The sequence below is a fragment of the Humibacillus sp. DSM 29435 genome (assembly GCF_001758225.1).
GTDB lineage: Bacteria > Actinomycetota > Actinomycetes > Actinomycetales > Dermatophilaceae > DSM-29435.
Genome location: NZ_MAST01000045.1, coordinates 169,051 through 185,150 on the forward strand (window position 1 = coordinate 169,051; position 16,100 = coordinate 185,150).

14 protein-coding genes and 1 pseudogene are annotated in these 16,100 nt (G+C 69.5%); 9 read left to right on the forward strand and 6 right to left on the reverse strand.

Annotated elements, in window-relative coordinates; translation table 11 throughout:
• The first annotated feature begins 95 nt into the window (after nucleotides 1–95).
• The 4 genes from BA895_RS18830 (at nucleotide 96) to BA895_RS18845 (ending at nucleotide 5,875) form a co-directional block, all read left to right on the forward strand.
• Nucleotides 96–1,463, forward strand: coding sequence for a DUF2254 domain-containing protein (locus tag BA895_RS18830; RefSeq protein WP_070193410.1), 1,368 nt, complete (start codon nucleotides 96–98; stop codon nucleotides 1,461–1,463).
• A 94-nt stretch (nucleotides 1,464–1,557) separates the two neighbouring features.
• Entirely contained in the window at nucleotides 1,558–2,175 is a 618-nt protein-coding gene (locus BA895_RS18835) for a hypothetical protein (protein ID WP_070193411.1), read from the forward strand.
• A 50-nt stretch (nucleotides 2,176–2,225) separates the two neighbouring features.
• Nucleotides 2,226–4,499, forward strand: coding sequence for an MMPL family transporter (locus BA895_RS18840; protein WP_070193412.1), 2,274 nt, complete (start codon nucleotides 2,226–2,228; stop codon nucleotides 4,497–4,499).
• Between the two features lie 107 nt (nucleotides 4,500–4,606).
• Nucleotides 4,607–5,875 (forward strand): hypothetical protein, encoded by a 1,269-nt coding sequence (locus BA895_RS18845; protein WP_070193413.1) that lies wholly within the window; start codon nucleotides 4,607–4,609, stop codon nucleotides 5,873–5,875.
• 151 nt (nucleotides 5,876–6,026) lie between these two features.
• On the opposite strand, the gene BA895_RS18850 is transcribed toward BA895_RS18845, so the two are convergent.
• Nucleotides 6,027–6,254 carry a MerR family transcriptional regulator gene (locus BA895_RS18850; protein ID WP_305778073.1) on the reverse strand — a complete coding sequence of 76 codons (228 nt, stop codon included), beginning with the start codon at nucleotides 6,252–6,254 and terminating at the stop codon, nucleotides 6,027–6,029.
• Between the two features lie 63 nt (nucleotides 6,255–6,317).
• Here BA895_RS18850 and BA895_RS23275 point away from each other — a divergent pair, with 63 nt between their 5' ends.
• A complete protein-coding gene (locus BA895_RS23275; protein ID WP_305778074.1) occupies nucleotides 6,318–6,581 on the forward strand; it encodes an Hsp20/alpha crystallin family protein in 264 nt (87 codons plus the stop codon).
• A 676-nt stretch (nucleotides 6,582–7,257) separates the two neighbouring features.
• On the opposite strand, the gene BA895_RS18860 is transcribed toward BA895_RS23275, so the two are convergent.
• The 3 genes from BA895_RS18860 to BA895_RS18870 are packed head-to-tail and all read right to left on the reverse strand — an operon-like array spanning nucleotide 7,258 to nucleotide 10,579.
• Complete coding sequence (locus tag BA895_RS18860) at nucleotides 7,258–7,722, reverse strand: SRPBCC domain-containing protein (protein ID WP_070193415.1); 465 nt, start codon at nucleotides 7,720–7,722, stop codon at nucleotides 7,258–7,260.
• A 27-nt stretch (nucleotides 7,723–7,749) separates the two neighbouring features.
• On the reverse strand, nucleotides 7,750–8,256 hold the full coding sequence (locus BA895_RS18865) for a hemerythrin domain-containing protein (protein WP_070193416.1): 507 nt from the start codon (nucleotides 8,254–8,256) through the stop codon (nucleotides 7,750–7,752).
• A 49-nt stretch (nucleotides 8,257–8,305) separates the two neighbouring features.
• On the reverse strand, nucleotides 8,306–10,579 hold the full coding sequence (locus tag BA895_RS18870; RefSeq protein ID WP_083283543.1) for a catalase: 2,274 nt from the start codon (nucleotides 10,577–10,579) through the stop codon (nucleotides 8,306–8,308).
• On the opposite strand from BA895_RS18870, the gene BA895_RS18875 reads away from it, so the two are divergent.
• On the forward strand, nucleotides 10,578–11,141 hold the full coding sequence (locus tag BA895_RS18875) for a DUF488 family protein (RefSeq protein WP_254666557.1): 564 nt from the start codon (nucleotides 10,578–10,580) through the stop codon (nucleotides 11,139–11,141). The two genes, BA895_RS18870 and BA895_RS18875, sit on opposite strands and share 2 nt — an antisense overlap.
• A gap of 232 nt (nucleotides 11,142–11,373) precedes the next feature.
• On the opposite strand, the gene BA895_RS18880 is transcribed toward BA895_RS18875, so the two are convergent.
• Together BA895_RS18880 and BA895_RS18885 are read right to left on the reverse strand one after the other, a co-directional pair.
• Nucleotides 11,374–12,264 carry an SDR family oxidoreductase gene (locus tag BA895_RS18880; protein ID WP_070193418.1) on the reverse strand — a complete coding sequence of 297 codons (891 nt, stop codon included), beginning with the start codon at nucleotides 12,262–12,264 and terminating at the stop codon, nucleotides 11,374–11,376.
• Nucleotides 12,261–12,917, reverse strand: a complete 657-nt coding sequence (locus BA895_RS18885; RefSeq protein WP_070193419.1) for a response regulator transcription factor — start codon at nucleotides 12,915–12,917, stop codon at nucleotides 12,261–12,263. The genes BA895_RS18880 and BA895_RS18885 overlap by 4 nt, the downstream gene beginning before the upstream one ends.
• 239 nt (nucleotides 12,918–13,156) lie before the next feature.
• Between BA895_RS18885 and BA895_RS18890 the strand changes: the two genes are divergently transcribed.
• The 3 genes and pseudogenes from BA895_RS18890 to BA895_RS24600 all read left to right on the forward strand — a co-directional run.
• The gene (locus BA895_RS18890) at nucleotides 13,157–14,341 is read left to right on the forward strand and encodes a zinc-dependent alcohol dehydrogenase (protein ID WP_070193522.1); all 1,185 of its coding nucleotides are present in this window, start codon (nucleotides 13,157–13,159) and stop codon (nucleotides 14,339–14,341) included.
• 21 nt (nucleotides 14,342–14,362) lie between these two features.
• Nucleotides 14,363–15,352 carry a hypothetical protein gene (locus BA895_RS18895; protein ID WP_070193420.1) on the forward strand — a complete coding sequence of 330 codons (990 nt, stop codon included), beginning with the start codon at nucleotides 14,363–14,365 and terminating at the stop codon, nucleotides 15,350–15,352.
• 119 nt (nucleotides 15,353–15,471) lie between these two features.
• A pseudogene (locus BA895_RS24600) lies at nucleotides 15,472–16,020 on the forward strand (galactosyltransferase-related protein); the annotation flags it as partial.
• Nucleotides 16,021–16,100: the final 80 nt, after the last annotated feature.

Below are 16,100 nucleotides of genomic sequence, written 5' to 3' on the forward strand. Positions count from 1 at the left end.
GGTCGTTGCTCAGTCCTTCCCTCGCGCGGCACGCGCGAAGGCCACGCCGGCCGGGCTAGGGTCGCGAACATGTCGTTCTCGCGCAGGCCCCAACCGTGAGCTCGGCCCCGGCGGCGGTCGCCCGCAGCGCCAAGGACGCCCTGCGGGCGCAGCTGTGGCCGCTGCCGACCGTGGCCATCGTCGTCGCCGTGACGCTCGGACTGGTGCTGCCGCGGGTGGATGCCGCCGTCGACGACCGGCTGCCCGGCGCGGTGACGGCCGTGGTCTTCGGTGGCGACGGCAACGCGGCCAGCACGGTGCTCGATGCTGTGGCCAGCTCGTTGATCACCGTCACCTCGTTGACCTTCTCGTTGACGGTCGTCACCCTGCAGCTGGCAAGCAGCCAGTTCTCGCCTCGACTGCTGCGCACCTTCACCCAGGATCTCTTCGTCCAGGGCACCCTCGCCCTGTTCCTGTCGACCTTCGCCTTCTCGCTCACCGTGCTGCGGTCGGTGCGCTCGGGAGGCGACGGGCAGGACCCGTTCGTGCCGCGCCTGGCCGTGACCACCGCGTTCGTGCTCGCCATCCTCAGTGTCATCGGTCTGGTGCTCTTCCTGGCCCATCTCACCCGTCAGATCCGCGTCGAGACCATGCTGCACGAGGTGGCCCGTGACGCAGCCGGCACGGTTCGTTCGGTGCTCGCCCCGCGTGGGGAGGGCAACCCGGCGACAGCGGTGGCGCCGGGCAGAGGCCAGCCCCTGCTGTCGACGAGCTCCGGGTTTCTGCTGCGCGTCGACACCGATGAGCTGCTCAAGGCCTCGCGACAGGCGGGGGCGGTGCTGGAGATCACGGCCCTTCCCGGCGACTTCATCGTGCAGGGTGCTCCGCTCGGGTCGGCTCACGGCCGGCAGGGGCCGCTCAGCGCCGACCAGCTGACCGAGCTGGCTGAGACGGTGGGTGGTTCGCTGCGCACCGGCCCCGAGCGCACCGCCGCCCAAGACGTCGGCTTCGGGCTGCGACAGCTCACCGACGTCGCCAACAAGGCGCTCTCGCCGGGCATCAACGACCCGACGACGGCCATCCATGCCATCGACCACATCTCGGTCGTGCTCTCCCAGCTCGCCGGCTGCGAGCTGGGGCCGGTCGAGCACACCGCAGACGAGGGAGCCCGCGTGGTGGTGAACCGGCCCGACCTCGAACACCTCGTCGAGATGTCGCTGACCCAGATCCGGCGCTACGGGGCGGGAGACCCGCTCGTGATGGGCCGGTTGTACCTGCTGCTCGACGAGCTGGCCTGGAACGTACCGGCAACAGACCTGGGCCTGGTCGACCGTGAACGACGACGACTTGACGCAACGACGGCCTCGGCCGATTTCGACGATGTCAGCCGGGCCCGCCTCGCCGCCATCTCGGCCCGCGTCGGAACGATGGCCTCACCCACCCGTGATCCGGTCGACCCGGGCATCATCGACGGTGCCCACTGATGTGCCCACTGATGTGCCCACTGATGTGTGCACTGATGGCCTGCCGCGGCCCGGTCACCGTGCGTTGTGTGCCGGCATCGGGTACAGGCGTGGCATGAAGGTGCGCCAGTCGTGGTTGCGGGATGCCGACTCAGTACGAACCTGGGACGGCGTCGTCGCCTTCTGGGTCGTGTTCTGGCTGGTGGTCGGCGTGCTGGCCGGTTTTCAGATCTGGAACCTCGAAGCCCTGAGCACGGGGGTGGTCGACTCGGGCCGGGCCCTGGGCACGGCCGGTAAGGCACTGCAAGACCTCTCGGCGCTTCCCGTCATCGGCGATCGCACCGGCGAGCTCGGCCGGCAGGTGGTCACCAGCGGCGCGAGCATCGTGACCGGTGGTCAGGAGGCCGCCTCCAGCACCCGGGTTCTCGCGATCCTGCTCGCGGTGACGATCGCCCTTGGCCCGTTGGGCCCGGTGCTCTTCGTCTACCTCCCCGGGCGCCTGGCCTGGCGGGCCGAGGTGGCGCAGATCGTCGCCCTCCTCGGCGACCCGAGGCGTCGGGATGCCGTCATGGGTCAGCTGGCGCGCCGCTGCGTGACCAACCTGTCGGTGGCGCAGGTGCTGACGATCACGAGCGAGCCGGAGGCCGACCTTGCCGCCGGACGCTACGACCGGCTGGCGGCGGGCGAGCTGCGGCGCCTCGGCCTGCGGTTGTCGGATCTACCCGGTTCATGAGGCCCCCGTGGCGCGCACGACGCACCGGTTCCTCGCCGCCGCCGTCAGGCGTGGAGGGCAGGCGGGACGGCTTCTTCACGCGATACGCCGGCTGGACGGTTCGCAACCGTTGGTACATCGTCGGTGGCTGGTTGCTGGTCGTGCTCGCCCTCGTGCTCACACCGGCCCCGCCCTCGAACGACAACGAGATCGCCAGCATCATCCCCCTCGACAGCCCGGCCCTGAGCTCGGAGCTGAGATCGATACAGGAGTTCGGGTTTCCGCTCTCGAGCCGCACCGCCGTCGTACAACGCGACCCCGCGGGTCTGTCGCCCTACGTGCAGGCCGAGTCGGTGCTCGACGGCCTCGCGATCAACCAGGGGGCTAAGCTCGAGTGGCCGCTCCTCGGGGCGATCCCGATCACCAACAGCCTGCCGCTGATCGGCACCAGCAGCGAACGAGACACGGCAGTGCTGACCTACCTGTTCATGAACCCGGTCAGCAGCTTCAGCAGCCAGCAGGATGCCGCGCGGCGCTACATCGACGAACACCTGGACCGGCCCGAGGACCACGTCGTCGGCGTGACCGGTTCCGTTCCCGCGCGGGCGCAGCAGGCCGCCCTCGTCGGCGAGAACCTGCCTCGCCTCGAGCTGCTCACGGTGCTCGCCATCATCGTGCTCGTCGGGCTCACCTTCCGGTCGGTCGTGGCGCCCGGCATCGCGCTCGTGTGCTCCGCCCTGGCCTTCGTGGTCACCACCCGCCTGTCGGCCTGGCTCGAGAGCCTCGCCGGGATCACGACCCCGGCCGAGCTCGAACCGCTGCTCGTGGCCCTGCTGCTCGGCGTCGTCACCGACTACACCATCTTCTACGTCACCGCCTTCCAGTCGAGGGTCGCCGCAGCGAGCCACTGGCGCGATGCCGTACGCCGGGCGGTGGCCGTCGACACGCCCATCGTCGGGGCCGCGGGCGTGACCGTGGCAGCCGGAACGGCCGCTCTGCTGGCGGCGAAGTCGGAGTTCTTCCGGGGTTTCGGGCCGGCGATGGCCCTGGCCGTGCTCGTGGGGCTCATCGTGTCGGTGACCCTCGTGCCCGCCGCCCTCGCGGTCCTCGGCCCCAGGGTCTTCTGGCCCCGAAGCACCCGACCGGCGGGTCGTCACCGAACGCCACGGCCCGCGGGGCTGGTGACGACGGCCCGCGGGCATCTCGCCAGGCTTCACCTCGTGCGACGCCTGGCCACCCGGCGCGCTGCCGCGGTTGTGGTGCTGGCCTGCGTCGGGGTGCTGGGCCTGGCCTCGGTTGCCGTGCGCGGCCTCGACCTCGGCGTGGCGTTCTCGAGCTCGCTGCCGTCGGACAACCCGGTCAAGGTCGCCTCCGATGCGGCATCGAAGGCGTTCGCCCCGGGGATCACCTCGCCCACCACCTTGCTCATCGAGGGCGCGAAGGTGACCTCGCAGCTGCCCCGGCTTCGCGACCTGCAGACCCGCATCGAGGCCGAACCGGGTGTCGCAGGGGTGCTCGGTCCCGCCCAGAACTTCACCGCTCAGGCGTTCGACGTGGTGCTGGCCAAGAGCGGCAACGCCGCCCGGATGCTCATCGTGCTGCAGAACGACCCTCTCGACGCCACAGCGATCAACGACCTGACCGCGCTGCGAGACCGGCTGCCCGCGCTCGCCACCGCCAGCGGGCTGACGGATGCGACGCTCAGCCTGGGCGGAGACACGGCCCTGGCCGAGGGCCTGGTCACCTCCACCGAGCAGGACCTTTACCGCATCGCGATCGCCGGGATCGCGGTCAACCTGCTGCTGCTCGTCGTCTTTCTGCGTGCCCTCGTCGCGCCACTGTTCCTGCTGGCGTCGAGTGTGCTGGCGCTGACCGCGTCACTGGGGCTGACGGTCTGGGTGTTCATGGGTGTCGGCACCACCGACGGACTGACCTTCTACGTGCCCTTCGCGGCCGCGGTGCTGCTCGTCTCCCTCGGCTCCGACTACAACATCTTCGGCGTCGGCCGGGTCTGGGAGGAAGCCCGAACCCTGCCGCTGCGCGAGGCCGTCATCAAGGCGGTTCCCGAGTCGTCGCGGGCGATCACCTCGGCCGGGCTCACCCTGGCCGTCAGCTTCGGGATGCTGGCGATCATCCCTCTCTCGCCCTTCCGGGAGCTGGGGTTCGCGATGGCGTGCGGCATCCTCATCGACGCCTTCCTCGTGCGTTCACTGCTCGTGCCTGCCCTGCTCGTGCTCGTGGGCCCAGTCAGCGGGTGGCCCGGCCCGCACCTTCGCGGGAGCCGCGGGCGCGGTGACCTGCCGGGCCGCAACGACAGCTCTCATTCTATAGCTAATGGATCTTGACATGGCTGGGAGAGAGGGCCACTCTAAAGACCACATCTCCTAGCGTTAGTGATGACCAGCCGTCACGGCCCGGATCGCCACTGACCCGGACCGAAGGGACGCACGCCATGCCCAGCTCCAACCAGTCCACCGTTGACCGCGGCAGCCGGGTGAACGAGTACCGACGACGTCGGGCCCGCGCTCTGAGGGCCGGAGTGCTCGTGGCCGCCGGCGCCATGGTTGCTGGCGCCCTCGCTGGCGCACCGGCGCAGGCCGCCACCCTCGGCGCCGCTGGTGCGGCTCTGCAGGCCGGCGTCTCCACAGCGGACCCATCCGGGTCTGACGTGCACCCGGATGCCGGGTGGCAGGAGTTTCAGACCGACGGTGGGGTCGGTGGCACCTCGGTGGATGGGCCGTACTCCTTCTGGAGCAGCGCGTTGACCAAGGTGACCGTCACCGACGCGTACTGCCATGGTGACGCGTTCTCCGTCGTCGACGGACGCAGGCAGCTCGGTGACACCGCGACCGTCCCTGAAGACCTCCGCAGCTGCTCACCGCGCTTCTACCTCTCGGACATCGCTCGCGCAGACGCGTCGATGACCGACCCGACGCTCAGTCACGGCACGTTCTACCTGGCGCCGGGCTTTCACTCCCTGAACTTCGTGAACAAGACCATCTGGAACGGTACCGACCCTGGCTCCATTGCCTTCTTCCGGTTGGAGACCACCCCGCTGACGTTCGCGGACTGCCAGACCGACGGCTGGAAGAGCTTCGGCCCCCTGTTCAAGAACCGACTGCAGTGCCTCGTGGTGGCCGCGTTGACGAGGCTGCCGACGACGAGCACCCTCGGGCCGGTCTCCTTCGCAACGTCACCGTTCGGAACCGCCGCGCGGGGCCTGACGCCGCCGGACCCGAACTGGCACAAGTGGACGGGCCCAATCTTCCGAGAAGACACCTACGCCACCTTCCGGACGACCCCGATCACCCAGGCCGACCCGGGTCGTGAGGTGCTGACCGTCACGGTGCCCGTGTCCTTGTCCGGCCTGCTGGCCAAGCGCCCCGCAGTGACCACCGTCACGCTGAAGATGACCCCGAAAGCACACATCGCTTCTCTCATCGGTGTTGGACAGTACGGATCGCTGGGGAACTCCGCCTGGCAGCTCGTGGGCGACCCCGTCCTCGACAGCACGTCCAAGGAGACGACCTGGACCCTCCGCTCAACCGCCGCCGTCGCGCCTGGGAAGGCCTATGACCCGATCGTCATCTCCTTCGACATCGGCGATAACCAGGCGGTCACCAGCGCGGTGTACGACTTCTCTCGCCCGATGACCGCCAGTGCGTCGGCCGCGGCGAGCGGCTACCGCACCGGCACCGGCTCCGGGTGGTATTTGCCGTAGGGAGTGGTCCCGCCCCCGCCTGTTCGGGACACCGGGATCGAGCCGGGCCCGATGCCGTCACGCATCGGGTCTGGCGGCCTGGTTGCGGTGTTTGATCTCTGCCGAGATGCGCACCACGGAGCGTCGCAGTCACTGGGACCCCACAGTGGAGTCATCTGGTCCAACTATCCTGTGCCTGCCTGCCTGCCTGGTTGGTCGCGAGCAGGTGGGTGTTCTGTTCTTCCAGATCCAAGACCATGGAGATGCCGGTGAGGTTGAGCCCGTCGGTGAGCAGCCGACCGATGCGCCGGACCCGGTCCAGGTCATCGGGGCTGTAACGGCGGGTACCGCCGGGGGTGCGCTCGGGTCGGAGCAGACCGCGGGTCTCGTGCAGGCGCAAGGGAGACACCTTCCACATCGAGTTCGACCTGCCGGGGTCAGCCCGGACTCGGTCGATCTGGACGTGGAACGCAACGTGGTGAACGTCCGGGCCGAGGGGTCCGCTCTGGACGGGGAGAAGGAGATGCTCGTTGCTGAACGCCCACGCGGGGCGTTCTCCCGCCAGCTGGTTCTGGGGGACAACCTCGACACCGAGCGGATCGAGGCCGGCTACGCAGCAGGCGTGCCGCCCCTGCAGAGCCCGGTGGCCGAGCAGGCCAACCCGCGCAAGATCGAGATCACGAACGCCAGTCACGACGCACACGACCGGCAGAGCATCACCGCCTGAACCGGCACCGCCCGAATCGGCACCGGCGCTGAGGCACCCTCAAGGAGGTGAGCGAGGTGGGAGCAGTCACGGCGACGCCAGTAGTCGGCGGGGCTTTGGTCGCGGACGAGATGCTCGAAGGCATCCTGAGCGACTCGGACCTGCTGCGGGATGAGTTCGACGCGAGTAACCCGGTCGTTCACGTTTTTACGAGACGTCCTCGTCACGCCGGGGTGAAACCCTTGAGGGCCGTGCACGTTCGAGCCCACTACGAGTCCTGACGACAAGTCCGCGCGGCTCGCGCCCGCCCGGCCGGCCACCATGAAGCGGGCCCCCCTGGTGGCAGCGGCCGTTCCTCAGTCTGCGGTTCCGGTCACCTCACGACGATGACCGGGACCGCGGACACCTACGAGGTGCCGGCCGGGCGAACCGTCAAGCCGGCTACGACCACCAACTGCGCGGCCAGGGTGTCGCAGGAGGCCGCCGCAAAGAGGCGTCATGAAACGGTGAGTTCGCGTCGTCGTCTACGCCGGTCACTCGCGTTCAACGGGGGCGGACGGATGGGGCGGAACCTGGGCGGGCGGTTCCTCGGCGTCGGGGTCCGGCCCTGCGGGGAGTGGGCCGGCCAACAACCACTCCATCAGGTGTCTCACGATGTCGGCACAGCTCACAGAGGCTCGCGGGACGGCCGCGGTGCTCACGTCGGGTCTCCCGGCTTGCCCTCGGCCAGGTAGGTCAGACGCCGCAGACTCTCGCGGTTGCGGGGGCCGATGGCCAGCTGCCGAAGCGGTTTGGGCACCAGGGTGCCGGGCCCGGAGACGGCATCCTCTCGGATGCGAATGAGCGTGCCGCTCTGCCACGGCTGCAAGGTGATGTGAACGGTGGCCTCGCCGACGGGCCAACCTCGGGCCTGCAACGTCAGCGACTCCAGCTCGATGGCCTCGAGTACCTCGGTGGTGTCGTTGAGCAGCATGGGCCAGGTTCCGAAAGAGTGATGGATCCGCTGGCCCACTTCGGGCCAGTCCGGCTCAACCGCGCGAACCCGGCAGGCGCCGACCACCCACGTCGTGTAGGCCCAGCCGTCGGCCAGCACCGACCACACCTGCCGGGGCGAGGCGGAGGTCTGTCTCGCGATGGTTGCTGCGTCCACCGGGCTGGTCATGGCGCCTCCACGTCGGTAGCGGTGAGGTCAGGACAGGACAGCATCGATCGTCTTCTTCAAGGCACCGGGCTGGGCGGGCTCGCGAGGTGCGTTCTTCCGTGACTCGATGAGCTCCTGCCCCAGCTGTTGAAGCTGCTTGCGGCCCAGTCCGGCCCGGACTTTCGGGAACCAGTCCTTTTCCTCCTCCTCCATGTGATGGGTGACGTTCTCGATCAGCACGGTGGTCTTCGCCTCGAACCGTTCGTCCTGCGGTGTCATGGCGAACAGCTCCATGGTCAGCACGTCGGCGACGTGGTGCTCCTCGTAGGACTCGAGGATGTCCTGCTCCAGGTCAGGCAGCAGCTGCCGGACCCGGGGGTACATGACCTCGTTCTCGATATAGGTGTGAACCGTGAGCAGCTCGATCATCTGCTCGACCAGACGACCCTTGCGGGCCTCGTTCGTGCCCGACTTCTGAAACTCACGAAACAGCGCGCGGATCTGCTGGTGCTCATCCTTGAGCAGCACGATGGCGTCGGTCGAGGCGGTAGGCATGGCGCTCCTTGATTCGATGGACGTCGTGGTCATACCCGGCTGACGAACGTCATCGCGCGTTCGCCGAGAACCGGTCCCAGACTCGGTGCGAGGCGAGCAGCTCAGCCAGAGCGGAGACCACGGCGCTGGGGTCGTCGTCGACCACGACCCCTCGTGCGTCCCCAGCCCTGGCCACCTCGGGCAGAGCGCGGGTTCCTGTGTCGCCGGTGGCAGCGACGGCCTTGCAGTGCCGCCACATCTCGCCCAGCAACAGGGTGATCCGTGGATCCACGCTTCCTGCGGCTCCGGTCTCGGCCGTCGGCTCGCCGGCCCGCGCGTCGAGGCCTGGCACGGCATCCTCGGCGGGCGACGCGCCCAGCACGACGACGGCGTCGAACTCGAACGACCGGGCGGTCGCGAATGTTCTCGCGACGGTCAGCTCGCCCATCGTGCCGCCGTGCGGGCCGACCAGGAACGGCACCATCTTCGACTCGGCAACGGCCGCGATGACCTCACCGGCCAGTGCGGTGTCGGTCGCGTCGTCGATGACGACGGCAACCTTCCGACCGTCGACCGGGTACGTGGCGCCCAGCTGGGACAACGCTGGGCTGGGTGCACTCTCGGCCACCTCGATGGTCGCTTCGGGGGCCGGCAGGCCGAGGCTGCGAGCGACGGCAGCACACAGGTCAGCGTCGATGTTGGCCAGCGACTGCAGCTGTCGCTCGCGCACCGCCTGCTCGTAACACTTGGCGAGCTCGAAGCTGTACGCCCCCTTGATGTGCTGCTGCTCCACCGGGGTCATGGAACGGTAGAACAACCGGGCCTGCGAGAAGTGGTCGTCGAACGATCGAGCAGCGGCCCGAACCTTCGCTCCTTCGGCGACGGGGGCGGGCACCTCGACGAACGCCCCATCGGCCTCGCCGGCGACGAAGGGACACCCGCCGTCGAGGCTGTTGGGGCGGTACGGCGAGACCCCGGTGTGCACCGCGTGCTGGTGGAAGCCGTCACGCAGCATGTCGTTGACCGGCGCGTGCGGCCGGTTGATCGGGATCTGGTTGAAGTTCGGCCCACCCAGGCGCGTGATCTGGGTGTCGAGGTAGGAGAAGAGCCGGGCCTGCAGCAGCGGGTCGTTGGTCACCTCGATGCCGGGCACGAGGTTGCCGAGGTGGAAGGCCACCTGTTCGGTCTCGGCAAAGTAGTTGCTTGGGTTCGCGGTCAGGGTCATCAGCCCGATGGGCTGGACCGGGGCCAGCTCTTCGGGAACGAGCTTGGTCGGGTCAAGCAGGTCGATGCCCTCGAACATCTGGTCGGGTTCGTCGGGGAAGGTCTGGATGCCGAGCTCCCACTGCGGGAAGAAGCCACCCTCGATGGCGTCGGCGAGGTCGCGACGGTGGAAGTCGGGGTCGCCGCCGGCGGCGAGCTGGGCCTCCTCCCAGATCAGGGAGCTGACCCCCGCCCGGGGCTTCCAGTGGAACTTGACCAAGGTGGTGGCGCCCTCGGCGTCGACCAGTCGGAAGGTGTGCACGCCGAAACCCTCCATCATCCGCAAGGACGAGGGGACCCCGCGGTCAGACATGTTCCACAACGTGTGGTGCTGAGCCTCCGTGTGCAGCGAGACGAAGTCCCAGAACGTGTCATGGGCCGACTGCGCCTGGGGAATCTCGCGGTCGGGGTGCGGCTTCGCGGCGTGCACGACGTCGGGGAACTTGATGCCGTCCTGGATGAAGAACACCGGCATGTTGTTGCCGACGAGATCCCACGTTCCCTCGTCGGAGTAGAACTTCACCGCAAAGCCGCGGGTGTCACGCACGGTGTCAGCGGACCCACGTGAGCCCAGCACCGTGGAGAAGCGGGTGAAGACCGGGGTCTCGACGTCTTTGCCGAAAAGACCGGCCCGGCACACCGTCGCAGCGTTGCCGTAGCCGCGGAACACCCCGTGAGCGCCGGCCCCGCGAGCGTGCACGACCCGTTCCGGGATGCGCTCGTGGTCGAAGTGGGTGATCTTCTCGCGCAGGTGATGGTCCTGCAACAGCGTGGGTCCGCGCTCGCCCGACTTGAGCGAGTGGTCGGTTTCTTTCAGGCGAAGACCCTGCGCGGTCGTCAGGAAGGCGCCCGACTGGGCCCGTGCGGTGGCCGGAGCCCCCGTCGCTCTGCCGGTCGCCGTGACGACCTCGGGCGCGGCCTGGTCAGGTGGTGGCGCCAAGGGCTCGTGGGCCGTGGTGGGCTGGTCGACTGACGGTGGGGTGCGGGGCTCGTCCACGGGGTCCTCCTCGAAAGATGCTGACCTCTCTGGCGTACCCGACCCCGACCACCGTCCAACCGCGGTCGGCGAGAATGTGTTCATGGATGCGGTGGTCACGGATGGGGTGGTCATGGGCGCGGTCTGGACGGTGGGGCACTGGACGCGTTCGGAGGCGACCTTCCTCCAGCTGCTCGCGGGCCAGCAGATCGACCTCGTCGCTGACATCCGGGCGCATCCCGGCTCGCGCAGCAGCCCGCAGTACGGACGTGACGGGATGCCGGGCTGGCTAAGCCGAGCCGGGGTCGGTTACGCCCACCTCGAGCAGCTCGGGGGTCGACGGAGGAAGCAGCCGGATGCCGACGAGAGCATCCAGGGCTGGCAGAACGCCAGCTTCAGGAACTACGCCGACTACACCCGAACCCCCGCCTACGAGCTGGGGCTCGACCGACTGGCCGCCTTGGCCGCCACCTCGCGCGTCGTGCTGATGTGCGCCGAGCCGACGCCGTGGCGTTGTCACCGGCTGCTCGTGGCCAACACGCTGGTAGCGCGGGGCTGGAACGTCGAGCACATCATCGGTGACGCCGACCCGCACCCCCACCGGCTGGGCGAGTGGGGCGCCACGCCGACGGTCGACGCCCACGGGCGGCTGACCTACCCGGCCTGAGTCGGGGCCGGAACCGCGCCGGCCCGCGGGCTCAGGTGGGTCGCCCCTCCGATTCCGTCAGCGGGGTAGCCGTAGACCTGGTGCCGGGCCTACGCGTTGAGGCGGCCGATGACGAAGCCGCTGTCGGTCATTCGACGACTTCGCCCGAGCGGTTGGTTCTCGGCTCCGGCACGTCGGAGACCACGGCGGTGGTCGCGGAGACGACGTACCTCAGGGCCTGGTTCCGAACTGCTCACCGTCGGCCGCCCCAGCGGCGCCATTCCGATCGCAGCGACTCGCCCTCAGGCTGCGGCTCGAAGACATTGCCGGGGGTGGCTGAGACTTGCGAGCCGCTGAGCCCGCCCAGCCTCATCAGGGGTGAGACGAGGGTGTCGAAGACCGTTGGTAGAAAACGGAACCCAGCGACGACGACACCGTTCGCGATGCCGACGTAGCGCTCACGCCGGGGATGCTGCAGGGCTGCGACGGCGGCATCCGCCACCTTCTCGGGTGGGTCGACGGGTGGTGGCGGACGACCGTGCCGAGCCAGGTAGGTGCCGGCTTGGAGGTAGACCGGCGTGTCGACGCCGCCGGGGGAGACCAGGCTGATCCGGATGCCGGGAGTGGACCGGGCCTCGATCTGCAGCGTGCGCACAAGGCCGTGCACCCCCCACTTGGCCGTGACGTAGCTGCTCATGTAGGGGGTGGCGATCTTGCCGAGCAGCGACCCGATGACCACGAGACTGCCCCGGTCACCTTGGTGGCCGAAGACCTCGAGGGCGCTGCGCGACACGTTGGCAGTGCCGAGCAGGGTGGTTCGGATGGACTGGTCGAACACCTCGGCCGGCACCTGCTCGAAGCGGCCGTACGAGAGCACAGCCGCCGAGTGGATCACGCCGTGCAGGATGCCGTTGCGGGTGGCCTCGGCGAACGCGCGCGTCACGGCTGCCGCATCCGACACATCGGCGACCACGACCTGCGCGCTCGCGCCGAGCTCGACGCACTCGCGGGCGACCTCGGCCAGAGCCGTCTGTGAGCGTGACACCAGAATCAGGGAGGCGCCGGTTCGGGCCAGGGCCAGGGCGCTGGCCCGGCCGATGCCACTCGAGGCGCCGGTCACGAGCACTCTCCGGGGGTCGGTCATGACGCGATCCGAACGTGGTCGGGTTCGAAGCCGTGCTGAACGCCCCAGAGCACGGCCTGGCTGCGACTCGTCACGCCCATCCTGCGATAGGCCGTGCGGATATAGGACTTCACCGAGTTGATGCTGAGGTAGGTCAGGTCGGCGATCGCCTGGTTGGTCAGGCCCTGGGTGATCAGGGCGATGATCTCGCTCTCGCGTGGGGTCAGGCCCTCGTGGCGCCCCGGCCACGCGAGCGCCCTACGGTGTTCGCGTCGCGGCAGCGTGAGAGCGGGGGGAGCGCCTCGGTGGATCCGCTCGAGACCGTCGACGAGCTCCTGTGCCCCCAGACCCTTCGACAGCACGGGGGACGCGCGACGCAGACCCGGCCGAGCCGGCTCGGAACCCGACGTCCAGCCGTAGACCACGACCTTGCCGACGGTGGCCTGGGCCATCAGCTCCTCGATGACGAGCTGTTCGCGCTGTGCCCGGCCGTGGGGGTCGTAGAGGGCGATATCGACGGGTCCCGACACCGGCATCCGGGCGTCGAGCTCCACGATGGTGATGCGATCACGGTACGGCCGGAACATCTGGGCCAGGCCGCGCAAGACGAGCTCGTAGTCGTTGACCAGTGCCACACGCAGGGGCGCAACATTCGCGCGAGGGGTGACGCTCATGAGCTCGGTTCTCCTTCAGGGCCGGTGCGGTGTCGAGCCTGGACTCGCCGCTGGTGCCCGCGAGCCGGCCTCTTCGCTGAGGCTCACGACTACTTCTCGGTAGTACCCGGAAGGTTGATGGTTCAAACCCCGCACACACCCGTCTTCGGCGGGCGGAAGGGCTCACCGTGTCGGCTGCAGAACCGAGCCCACCCCTGCGGGTGGAAGCATCCCGCGGGCCGCCGACATACGGTCGGATGATGAGAGCTCTCACCTGGCACGGTATCGAGGACGTCCGCATCGAGGAGGTTCCCGACCCCCGCATCGAAGAGCCGACCGACGCTGTGGTGCGCGTCACCTCCACGGCGATCTGCGGCTCCGACCTGCACCTCTACCGGGTGCTGGCGCCCTACCTGAGCAAGGGCGACGTGCTCGGCCATGAGTTCATGGGCATCGTCGAGCAGGTCGGGTCGGCCGTCGACCAGCTGGCAGTCGGTGACCGGGTCGTCGTGCCCTTCAACATCTCCTGCGGTCATTGCTGGATGTGCGACCGCGGACTCTTCGCCCAGTGCGAGACGACGCAGAACGTCGACCAGAACAAGGGGGCCGACCTGTTCGGCTACACCAGCCTCTACGGAGCGGTTCCGGGCGGCCAGGCCGAGCTGGTCCGGGTGCCGCACGCCGACTTCGGGCCGATCAAGCTGCCCGCCGAGATGCCCGACGACCGTTTTCTCTACCTCTCCGACATCCTGCCCACCGCCTGGCAGGGGCTGCAGTACGCCGCAGTGCCAGAAGGTGGGTCGCTCGCCGTTCTCGGGCTGGGCCCGGTGGGCCAGCTCGCGGTTCGCTCGGCCCTGCACCAGGGCATCGAGCGGGTCTTCGCCGTCGACCTCGTTCCCGAGCGGCTGGCGCTCGCCGAACAGACCGGTGCCCACGTGATCGACCTCAGCGCGGTCGACGACGTGGCCGCGACCCTGCGCGAGCTGACCGACGGTCGTGGCCCTGACTCGGTTCTCGAGGCCGTCGGCATGGAGGCACACGGCAACCCGGTGGCCGAGACCGCTATCACTGCGGCGTCGCACCTGCCCGGTCCCCTGGCGCGGGCGGCCATCGAACGGGTCGGGATCGACCGGCTCTCTGCGGTCACCACCGCGATCTCGGCCGTGCGGCGCGGTGGAACCGTGTCGATCAGCGGTGTCTACGGCGGCATGGCCGACCCGCTGCCGATGATGGAGATGTTCGACAAGGGCCTCCAGATCCGGATGGGCCAGTGCCACGTGCGCCAGTGGACGGACGAGCTGCTCGAGATCGCCTCACAGCCCGATGACGTGCTCGGCCTCGAGACACTGGCCACCCACCATGTGCCGCTGGAGCAGGCTCCGGAGATGTACGCCACGTTCCAGCAGAAGAAGGACGGCTGCCTCAAGGTCGTGCTCGTCCCGTGACGAGCGCTGGGTGACCCTCTGGTGATCGGCTACTACGTCCACCACCACGGGTCGGGACACCTCACCCGGGCCCGGTTGCTGGCGGCTGCTCTCGGCCGAACCGTGACGGGGCTGAGCTCTCTGCCCCGGCCCGCGGACTGGACCGGGCCGTGGGTCGAGCTCCCGCACGACGCGACTCCGCCCCCCGCGCCGAACGTCGACGTGAGCGCGGGGGGAGTGCTGCACTGGGCTCCGACCGCGCACGCAGGCTATGCCGATCGGATGGCGGTCATCTCGAGATGGGTGGCTCAGACGCGGCCCGAGCTCGTCGTGGTCGACGTGTCGGTCGAGGTGACCATGCTCGTGCGTCTGCTCGGCGTGCGGGTCGTCGTGGTGGCGATGCGCGGCGACCGGGGTGACCGGGCCCACGCCCTCGCCTACGACGCCGCCGACGCGCTCATCGCGCTGTGGCCCGGGCACCTGGCCAGTGCGACGTGGCCAGGTCGATGGGTCGAGAAGACCTGTCACACCGGGGGGTTCTCGCGCCTCGACGACCTGGCGCGGGCGGCGGTGCCCGAGCCGGTGGAGCCCGGTTCGGTTTTGCTGCTCTGGGGCCGGGGCGGCGAGGGCGACGGGCCGGACCTCGAGCGGGCGTCGGCCGTCTCAGGACCGGAGTGGTCGTGGCGCCGACCGTCAGCGAGTGCGGATGCCGCCACGCTGTGGGCAGAGCTGACCCGCGCAGAGGTCGTGGTCACCCACGCCGGCCAGAACGCCGTGGCGGAGGTCGCCGCCGGCCGACGACCCGCCGTGGTGGTGGCCGAGGAACGCCCGTTCGGCGAGCAGGAGGAGACCGCTGGGGTCATCGACGCCGGTGGCATCGCGGTCGGGCTCTCGGCCTGGCCGTCCGACCAGGACTGGCCCCGGCTGCTGACCCGAGCCCGCGACCGCGGCGGCGAGGGCTGGCGCGATTGGTCTGACCTCGACGGGATTCCGCGGGCCGTGGCCCTGCTCGAAAGGCTGGGGGAGCAGTGACTGGTGAGGCCCGGCTCGCGGTGGTGACGATCGTCGCGGGCCGGCACCGCCACCTACGGGCGCATCTGGCCTCCCTCGCCCGGTCCGCTCGGCGGCCCGACGTGCACGTCGTCGTCTCGATGGGTGATCCTGAGATCGCCGGTCTGGTGGCTGATGGCCCCCTGGCCCGTCACGGCGTCGACGTCATCTGCTGTGCGGTCGACGTACCCGACGACGGGGAGCTGCCGCTCGCCGCGGCCCGCAACCTCGGCGCCGACGAGGCCCTCCGCCGGGGCTGCGACCTGCTCGTCTTCCTCGACGTCGACTGCCTCGTGTCGAGCGGCGCTTTGGGCCGGTACGAGCGGGCCTGGCGACGCACCCGGGGCCGACACCGTGGGCCGGTATTGCTGAGCGGGCCGGTTTCGTACCTGCCACCGCTCACACCCGGGCAGGACACGTACCCGACAGGCCGACTCGCGTCGCTCGCTCGGCCGCACGCTGCCCGCCCGGCCCCTCGACCGGGCCGGTTGGTCAGGGCCGCCGACCTGCGCCTGTTCTGGTCGTTGTCGTTCGCTGTCGCGGCGCTGCAGTGGGACGACATCGGCGGGTTCGCGACCGGCTACCGCGGCTATGGCGGGGAGGACACCGACTTCGCCCTGCGGGTGGCGGCGACCGGCGGGGTGCTCTACTGGGTCGGCGGCGCAGACGCGTTCCACCAGTACCACGAGGTCGAGACTCCGCCTCGCCGACACCTTGCCTCGATCGTCAG